This window comes from Novosphingobium sp. 32-60-15 (genome assembly GCF_002280675.1).
Taxonomy (GTDB): Bacteria; Pseudomonadota; Alphaproteobacteria; order Sphingomonadales; family Sphingomonadaceae; genus Novosphingobium.
The window spans coordinates 1-7,076 of sequence record NZ_NCEN01000051.1 but is presented as its reverse complement, the minus strand read 5'-3'; the positions used below and the strand labels follow the sequence as shown (position 1 = coordinate 7,076).

At 64.0% G+C, this 7,076-nt stretch carries 9 protein-coding genes and 1 pseudogene; 1 reads left to right on the top strand and 9 read right to left on the bottom strand.

Annotation, left to right across the window (positions count from 1 at the left end):
* Positions 1–42 precede the first annotated feature (42 nt).
* Together B7Y89_RS17835 and B7Y89_RS17830 are read right to left on the bottom strand one after the other, a co-directional pair.
* Positions 43–621 (bottom strand): hypothetical protein, encoded by a 579-nt coding sequence (locus tag B7Y89_RS17835; protein ID WP_292940833.1) that lies wholly within the window; start codon positions 619–621, stop codon positions 43–45.
* Between the two features lie 208 nt (positions 622–829).
* Positions 830–1,804, bottom strand: a complete 975-nt coding sequence (locus B7Y89_RS17830; RefSeq protein ID WP_292940830.1) for a DUF2493 domain-containing protein — start codon at positions 1,802–1,804, stop codon at positions 830–832.
* 469 nt (positions 1,805–2,273) lie between these two features.
* Between B7Y89_RS17830 and B7Y89_RS17825 the strand changes: the two genes are divergently transcribed.
* Positions 2,274–3,413 carry a hypothetical protein gene (locus B7Y89_RS17825; protein ID WP_292940827.1) on the top strand — a complete coding sequence of 380 codons (1,140 nt, stop codon included), beginning with the start codon at positions 2,274–2,276 and terminating at the stop codon, positions 3,411–3,413.
* 27 nt (positions 3,414–3,440) lie between these two features.
* Here the strand turns inward: B7Y89_RS17825 and B7Y89_RS17820 are convergent, their stop codons facing one another.
* The 7 genes and pseudogenes from B7Y89_RS17820 to B7Y89_RS17790 form a co-directional block, all read right to left on the bottom strand.
* Positions 3,441–3,761, bottom strand: coding sequence for a single-stranded DNA-binding protein (locus B7Y89_RS17820; RefSeq protein WP_292940824.1), 321 nt, complete (start codon positions 3,759–3,761; stop codon positions 3,441–3,443).
* Positions 3,762–4,108: 347 nt separating this feature from the next.
* Complete coding sequence (locus B7Y89_RS17815; protein ID WP_292940839.1) at positions 4,109–4,507, bottom strand: type II toxin-antitoxin system VapC family toxin; 399 nt, start codon at positions 4,505–4,507, stop codon at positions 4,109–4,111.
* 11 nt (positions 4,508–4,518) lie between these two features.
* On the bottom strand, positions 4,519–4,785 hold the full coding sequence (locus B7Y89_RS17810; RefSeq protein WP_292940821.1) for an AbrB/MazE/SpoVT family DNA-binding domain-containing protein: 267 nt from the start codon (positions 4,783–4,785) through the stop codon (positions 4,519–4,521).
* 166 nt (positions 4,786–4,951) lie between these two features.
* The gene (locus tag B7Y89_RS17805; RefSeq protein ID WP_292940818.1) at positions 4,952–5,452 is read right to left on the bottom strand and encodes a DUF736 domain-containing protein; all 501 of its coding nucleotides are present in this window, start codon (positions 5,450–5,452) and stop codon (positions 4,952–4,954) included.
* A 158-nt stretch (positions 5,453–5,610) separates the two neighbouring features.
* Positions 5,611–6,192 carry a MucR family transcriptional regulator gene (locus B7Y89_RS17800; RefSeq protein WP_292940815.1) on the bottom strand — a complete coding sequence of 194 codons (582 nt, stop codon included), beginning with the start codon at positions 6,190–6,192 and terminating at the stop codon, positions 5,611–5,613.
* Between the two features lie 135 nt (positions 6,193–6,327).
* A complete protein-coding gene (locus tag B7Y89_RS17795) occupies positions 6,328–6,651 on the bottom strand; it encodes a hypothetical protein (RefSeq protein WP_292940836.1) in 324 nt (107 codons plus the stop codon).
* A 60-nt stretch (positions 6,652–6,711) separates the two neighbouring features.
* Positions 6,712–7,076: pseudogene (locus tag B7Y89_RS17790) on the bottom strand (hypothetical protein); the annotation flags it as partial.

The window sequence follows — 7,076 nt, the reverse complement described above, 5'->3', positions numbered from 1 at the left end:
GATGCGGCGCGCCCTTCCTCATCGGCGGGTTCTGGACGGAGGCTATGCCCATTCCAGCCGTGAAGTATCGTCGGCAGCTGCGGTCGCAAGCAGCTGGTCGAGCCGGTCAAGATAGGACGTGACGCCGCGCTCGGCAGCGCGTCGCCGGACGGCCGGATTGGCCAGCCGCGCGCGCACCGTGTCGATCGGGATTTCACCCACGCTATCGGGACGCAGGCCGAGGCCCTCGAGCAGTGCGTAGGCGTTGGCGGTCGCCAGATCGAGTTCCACGCCAAGATCGGAGGTCAGGGCGACCCGCATGTTGATCGTGCCGGTCTCCTCGATGCGATAGACGCTCACCCGTCGGCACCGGAACTGAGCCTCTTCGACGACGCTGATGACATCGGTCTGAAAGTTGAAGACGCGCGTCACCGCGGCGAGGGCCAACGGGCAGACGCGTGCCTCGAAATGGTAGGACAGAAACTCGTCTTCGGCGGCGTCCGGATCGAGCAGCACCGTGCCAGTCCGAGCGCTCTCCTCGCGAAGAAATGCTCGGAAGGCGGCAAGCTGACGGGCATTTATGGTGGCGACCGGTCGGAGCTGATCGTCGGCGGCGGTAGCAATGCGGAACGTGATGGACATCTTGTCCTCCCCTGTTGAACCGCAGCTCCATTCCCCCTCCCCTTTCTCCGCTTGGCGGGTCTGGCCCATGATCGGGGGCAATGACTGGCGAGCGCTCCAGCGCTCAGTCTCCGCGGCGCGAACGGGCTCGATGCCCCTGAGCGCCGCATGTCGACACAAAGAAAAAGCGGAGAGGCCCCGGCCAAAGCCAGAGCCTCTCCATGCGCGCTCACGCCCGCTGTGCGGTGCGCTGGTGCGCGAGGCGGACGATGTGCAGCGGGACGCCGGCCTGCCGCAGCTTCTGGGCGAGGTTCTGCTGGATGCCCGAGCCTTCGCAGATGACGGCTTCGACCGGCTTCAAACCCAGGATCCGGTCGTTGCGGACAAAGGCGGCGCGGTTGCCCTGACTGCGGTCCAGGCGGAACTGGATGACCTTCACGCCGCGCGAGGCGGCCCATGCGTGCGCCACGGCATCGCAGCCCTTGGCCTGCGCTGTGGTCGCGAGGATCATTTCCGGGATGCGCGCCTTGATGCCGTCCAGACCCTTCCAGAGCAGGTCGGCGTCTTCCCACGCCTGACCTCCGGAGAAGGCCACCACCGGCCCTTCTGGCGCGAACTGTTCGCGGCGTTCGCGCGCGCGTGAGGCGAGATAGTCGCGGGCATCGATCATCGATGCGTTGAGCGCGCTCGACACCCGACTTCCCCGCACCGGCGAGAAGGGTTTGCCGGTCTCGACACGGTACATCTCGGCGGCGTGGTCGCGCATGCACTCCATCGCCTCCCGGCATCCCTGCAGCGTCTGGCAGAGCAGCTGCGTTTCCTCCAGTTCGGTCGCGTAGATTTCCGAAGGGTCGTAGGCACGGGCGAGTTCGCCCAGCTTCTTCGCCGCGTCATCCTCTCGGCCTTCGATCCGCTTGGCGACGACATGGAAGCTGTTGGCGAAACCCCACACCAGGTCGTTCGCGAACGGCTCCATGCGCGTGTCGCGCAGCACATCAAACATCGTCTGCATCATCATCTCGACAGCAGCGCGCACCTGCTCCGGGTCGGGCATGTCCAGCGCCTCCGGCGCCTCGACGATGCTCAGTTTCGCCATCTCGCTATGCTCGATAAACGCCCCTTCGTAGGTCTGGGTCAGGTCTTCATTTTCGCGCGCGGCGGCAATGTGGCTGGCGAGGTCGGCGAAGTTTGTGAAGTTGGTCATGATAGCCTCCGTGAATCTCATCCATTCGATGAGGCTTCTCATTCGACGTGCGGCGGTCGTGGCGGTCAGGGACGTTAACCGGGAAGCCGGCGCTGCCGGAGCCCGGTTAACGCCGCGCCAGCGGGGAGTGGGGGAGCCGATTTTCTCGCAGGCCAGAGCGGAGCGAAGCGGAGTGGCGGGCTGCGTGAAAATTGGGGGAACCGCTCATCCTTGACGGGCTCGGATCCCCGCACGTCATATCTAGGCATTCAGAGAGAGAGATTTTTTAAGGCACTCCGCTTGCTCCAGGCGCCATTGCAAGGTGATCGTCACCCGCAGGGCGGAGACCGGCACGGGCTCCGGGAGGCGATAGCCGAGTAGAGCGCCGGTCCCGGCAGCGCCGGGATGCGTCGAACAATTTGAGGGTGGTTCACTCTAGTTGCCCAAATGTTGGTCGCACCGCTCATGCTGATCTGACAGAAACGTCTTCATGAGACGAAATCCCTTTGGCTTCACAGAGACCGCCGCCGATCGTTACCTGCGAGAGGAGCGCGAACGCAACAAACTGTTCCGAGACGTCGTCGGCGGTGGCGCCGCGGCCGAAGCGATCCGCCAGGCGACAAAGGAGCAGGAGCTGCTGCGGGGCACAGATTTTGATGCGCCCTATCGTGGGATGCTCGACACCCTGGCGCGCGAGCGGGAAAGTCAGAAGGCGTTCAATCATCTCGCGAGCAACGCCTGGGCACTATCCGTGCAGGAAACAGCGCGGACGATTGCGGAGCAGCATGGCGGGCTGGTCGAGCAGCAGCGCCATCTCGCGAGCAGTGCGCTGGACACGATCAAGGCGTTCGACATCAACCGCGGTGCGGTCGCAACCGCGATCGCTGCGGCAACCGCGGGAGAGACCTACCGGCGCATGGTTGCCGACGCGCTGCCGCGCTTTTCCATGTTCAGCGCCATTGCCGAGCGAATGCTGATGATGGATCTGGGGACGCTTCGCGCGAGCGAAGATGTCGTCCAATCAGCGACCGAGCTTGCCGCCAGATCGGTGATCGAGGCGCAGCGTATCGCCGAAGCGTTCGCCTCGGCGCAGACCGATGAAGAAGGAGCCGTTCTGTACGGCTCGATGCTCGATGTTCTCGCCGAACTGTTTGCGAACCTGGGCCCGAACACGATCCCCGAACTCCGAAGGATGGGGCTCGTGGAGTTCGTGAGCTTCATCTTCGGGTTTCTTGGCCTGGTGCTTGGCGCGGTCGCGCTTATCCCGCAGGACGCAAGCCAGAGTCCGCAGGACAAGGCGGCGTTTGCCGAGTTGACCCAGAAGGTCGACCGGCTTCAGCAGGAAACGAAGGCCTATCACGAGGCCGAGGTTCATAACGACGAAGCCTATGTCGCCAACCTGCCACGCGCGGAGCTATCGCGCGATGCTACGTTTCGGCGCACGCCGGAGCGTAGCGGACAGGTGGTGCTCAAGGCGCCGAAAGGCGCCGTGCTGGCGATTGCCGAGAACCGAGGGCGCTGGCGTCTGGTTGTGTATCGTGATCCGCTGTCGAACCAGCTTGCCCGCGCCTGGGTCTATGAGACCGCCGTGACACTGCTGGCGCCGGCGTTAGGCAGCGAGGAGAGTTAGGGCGGCGCTCGCGCCGCCCTGGCGCGTTCAGAAGAAGTCGATGCTGTTGGCGATGATCTCGCAGCCATAGCGGGTCACGGCGTCCCGGTCCTCCCAGCTCGAATAGTGCAGCCGCCCCGAGATAGCGACGACGTTGCCTTTCTCGCGCGAGGCGGCGGACTTTCCGAGGCCGTTGAAGCACGTCACCTTGTGGAACTCGGTTTCCTTGGCGGTGTAGCCAGTTGCTTCGTCGATGTAGGTCTTGCCGTCCTTGAGCTTCACCCGGTCGGTGGCGACGATGAGGGTGGTGACGCTGCCGCGGGTCTCGGGATCCTTGGCGACGCGACCGGTGATGTTGACGTTGTTCATGGGACTGCTCCTGTCTGGGTCCGACGGCCTTCCCGCCGGTGACACCGAAAGAGCGGCGTGCGGGGGCGCATCGCACCGAAGCGCAGCGCAGGGGAACCCGCGAAGGGAGCAGGCGCGGGCAGCCGCTTCAGCGGCAACACGGGCGACCGGAGGGGGTTGCGATGCGCCCCCGCCCTCCGCAGGTGTCACATCACAGGCGAAGGGAGGCAGGCGATCGGGTAGGAACCAGGCGCAATTCCCAGACATGCGGGAAGCGCCACGGCGTCGAGACTGCAGAGCTGACCATCGATCGCGACCGCGGGTAGCGCGGTCGGCTCAGTCAGTTGCCGGACTATGGCCGTGCCGGATCAGTGCCGATCAACAAGCCAGTTTTCGACGGTAAGCGCGCGGATGCGTGAAAATTCGCCGACGTTCGCCGTCACCAACGTCGCATCGAGCGCATAGGCATGGGCGGCGATGAAAAGGTCGTTCGGACCGATCGGCTTTCCCGCACTTTCCAGTTCGGCGCGGATCCCGCCATATTCGGTGTCGGCCGGCACATCGAGCGCGAGCACCTGTACGCTCTCGAGGATCGCTTCGATCTGCGCCAGCAGTCTGGGCGAACCTTTCTTGGCACAGCCATAGCGCAGTTCCGCCGCGGTGACGATGCTGACGCATATCGCATCCGGTCCGACTTCGGCGATGCGCGACGAGACAACACCCTGGGGGTTTCGCGCCAGTTCGGACACGATATTCGTGTCGAGCATGTAGAGCCGGCTCACAGGTCGATGGCCTTGGTTGGCAGAAGCGTGTCGTCGATATCGGGAAATTGATCTTCTGGTCCGAGCGGCTCGAGGCTCGCCAAAACCTCGAGTATGTTTTTGCGCTTGATCGGTTCAAGTACCAGGCGTTCGCCTTCGCGATGAATCATCACGCGATCACCAGGCAATTCGAAGTCAGCGGGAATACGCACCGCCTGGCTTTTGTTGTTTCGAAAAAGCTTCACTTCGCGAGACTGTGACGCCTGAGAGGAATTTCCGACCATGGGCGGCCTCCTTTGGATATACACGAACATATACAAGGCTGACGATTCGCGCAACCACGCGGGCGGCCTTAGGCAGGAAGAAAGAAAACAGGGCCCGTTTCGCAGTGAGCGAACCGAGCCCTGAAGTGTCCGCGTGCCGGGCAGCGGCACGCGGTGGGAAGAAGTGTTAGTCGGCCATCTCCGGCTGACGACGGCGGCGACCGCCCGCAGCTGCCGGCTCGCTTCCGAATGCGCCATCGACCGAGGATTCACCCAGCCCGTCGCCAGTGGGAGCCGCCGGTGCGTCGGCGCCGGGCAGCGGCGGCAGACCATCGTCGGCAGCAACCATGTCAGTGGGCGCGTCCCGCCGGCGGGTCGGGCGCGACCAGACGACGTTGTACGAGCCATCCTCCTGGCGGAATGCCGAGATGTAGAGCGGCTTGTCGAGGCTGGGGTCCTCGATCTTGCCGTTGAGGAAAGTCTCGCCGGTCGAGTTGGACGAAAGTTCGAACAGCGCACCGACCTGAACCCACTGACGGGCGGCGGAGAGTGCGAGGATCTCGAACTTGGGCGCGCGCGGATTGACGGACTGGACGGTGCGCAGCGCGATCACGATCGCGACGGTTAGCGTCGAGATCTTGCCGGTGTAGGTGCCGCTGGCGTTCTGCTGGATGGTGCCGATGTTCATGGGAAGTCTCCTGAGTTGTGCTGCTCGAACCCCTTGTCCGAACACACTCTCTCACCCCCTCAGCTCCTCGGCCGTTCGGCCGAGTAAGGCGCGCCAGCGCCGCTCCGACCTGGCGCCACTTCGGCGCCGTCGGGTCCGTCCCCGTCGGCGCGACTGGTTCAGCCGTTGTCGCTCGTTTCCGCCGCTGCCTGTCCTTTCCTGCGCCGCGGAGCCTTGGCGACAGCCGCCGGCGCCTCGGCAGCCTTGGGCTTGCGGCCGCGCCGCGGCTTGGGCTGGACGGGGGCTTCAGGTGCAGCTTGCTTGGCCTCGGCGTCGGGTGCCGGTTCCTGCCGCTTGCGGCCAAGGCCGAGCCGCTTGGCAACCTCCCGCCGCTGCTCGGAATATCCCGGCGCGACCATCGGATAATCGGATTTCAGACCGTAGCGCGCGCGATAGTCGGCGGGGGTCAAGCCGTGAGTGCCCAGATGGCGCTTCAAGGATTTGTAGGGTTTGCCATCGATCAGCGAGAGGATGTGGTCGGGTGATGCGAGGCTTTTACGGACCGTGACCGCGGGCGCATATTCGGCCTCGGCGGGCGGCGCAGTTTCAGCCGGTGCCTCGGGCTCCTTGGCAATGCCGGTGATCGCCGCGTGGGTTTTCGTGATGAAATCCGGCACGTCCTCGGGCCGTATGTTGTTATGTGCAACATAGCTTGCGACGACTTCGATCGTCATCACGACGAGGTTATTCTCTTCGGGCATCGGCGTCTTCCCAGGCAAGTCCGCCGTGGCGGTCTTCGCCAGACGGTTGCTCGTTATGCCGCACTATCTGCGCCACGCAACTATTCTACTGACCCGAATTTTCAAGCAACGACCGGTCGGAATGGCTTCCGCCATTCAGTCCCCCGGTGAGGCCGTCGCCGGTTTGCGCCAATGCGCGATGATGTCCTGCATTTCCTCGGCGAAGCCGAGACTGTCGATATAGACTGCGCCGCGATCATTCTGGCCCAGAAAGCCAATGATGCTGGTGATATCGTTGGCAACCGCGACATCGAGGCCAAACATGTCGGCGATCTCGAAATGACCGAGGTCGGGCCCGTTCCACCAAGCCATCAGGAAGTTTGCAACACGTCGCGCTTGACCGGTGTCACTCATCGCCAGCGGGATCAGTCGGGTCAGCGCCGCGCGCGCTGCATCATAATCGATCGGAATCGAGGTCATCATCTGTCTCCGAGCGCCCAAGCTATAGCTCTGCGGCGCGGGCGCAACTGTTCGTGGCGATCAGAAGCGAAGTGGCGCGGGCATGGCGAGCCAATCCGCCTGGGAGGTCGCGATTGGTAGGTCGAAGCTTGCCGCCTCGGCCTCGGAGAAAACCCGCGCTCGTCCAAGCCGATCGAAGCCGTCGGCGTCGTTCCAGAAACAGAGCCCATGCTCAGCGTGCCGGGTAGCGAGCACGAACCCGTCGGCACCCTCATCGCGGATTCGATCGATGGCGCGGTCGAGCATTCTGCCGGTGCTGGCAAATTCGATCGCGGCCTCGGTGATGGCGACATAGCCGCCCCCGAATTCGCCCGCGCGCAGTCGGTCGTGATCAGAGGACCATTCGAAACCGAAAGGGAGCGCGGAGTGCGCACAGCGTTGGATTA

Excerpts from the sequence above, each read along its gene's own strand:
- B7Y89_RS17835 (WP_292940833.1), bottom strand. The coding sequence starts at position 621 with ATGTCCATCACGTTCCGCATTGCTACCGCCGCCGACGATCAGCTCCGA.
- B7Y89_RS17830 (WP_292940830.1), bottom strand. The coding sequence starts at position 1,804 with ATGACCAACTTCACAAACTTCGCCGACCTCGCCAGCCACATTGCCGCC.
- B7Y89_RS17825 (WP_292940827.1), top strand. The coding sequence starts at position 2,274 with ATGAGACGAAATCCCTTTGGCTTCACAGAGACCGCCGCCGATCGTTAC.
- B7Y89_RS17820 (WP_292940824.1), bottom strand. The coding sequence starts at position 3,761 with ATGAACAACGTCAACATCACCGGTCGCGTCGCCAAGGATCCCGAGACC.
- B7Y89_RS17815 (WP_292940839.1), bottom strand. The coding sequence starts at position 4,507 with ATGCTCGACACGAATATCGTGTCCGAACTGGCGCGAAACCCCCAGGGT.
- B7Y89_RS17810 (WP_292940821.1), bottom strand. The coding sequence starts at position 4,785 with ATGGTCGGAAATTCCTCTCAGGCGTCACAGTCTCGCGAAGTGAAGCTT.
- B7Y89_RS17805 (WP_292940818.1), bottom strand. The coding sequence starts at position 5,452 with ATGAACATCGGCACCATCCAGCAGAACGCCAGCGGCACCTACACCGGC.
- B7Y89_RS17800 (WP_292940815.1), bottom strand. The coding sequence starts at position 6,192 with ATGCCCGAAGAGAATAACCTCGTCGTGATGACGATCGAAGTCGTCGCA.
- B7Y89_RS17795 (WP_292940836.1), bottom strand. The coding sequence starts at position 6,651 with ATGACCTCGATTCCGATCGATTATGATGCAGCGCGCGCGGCGCTGACC.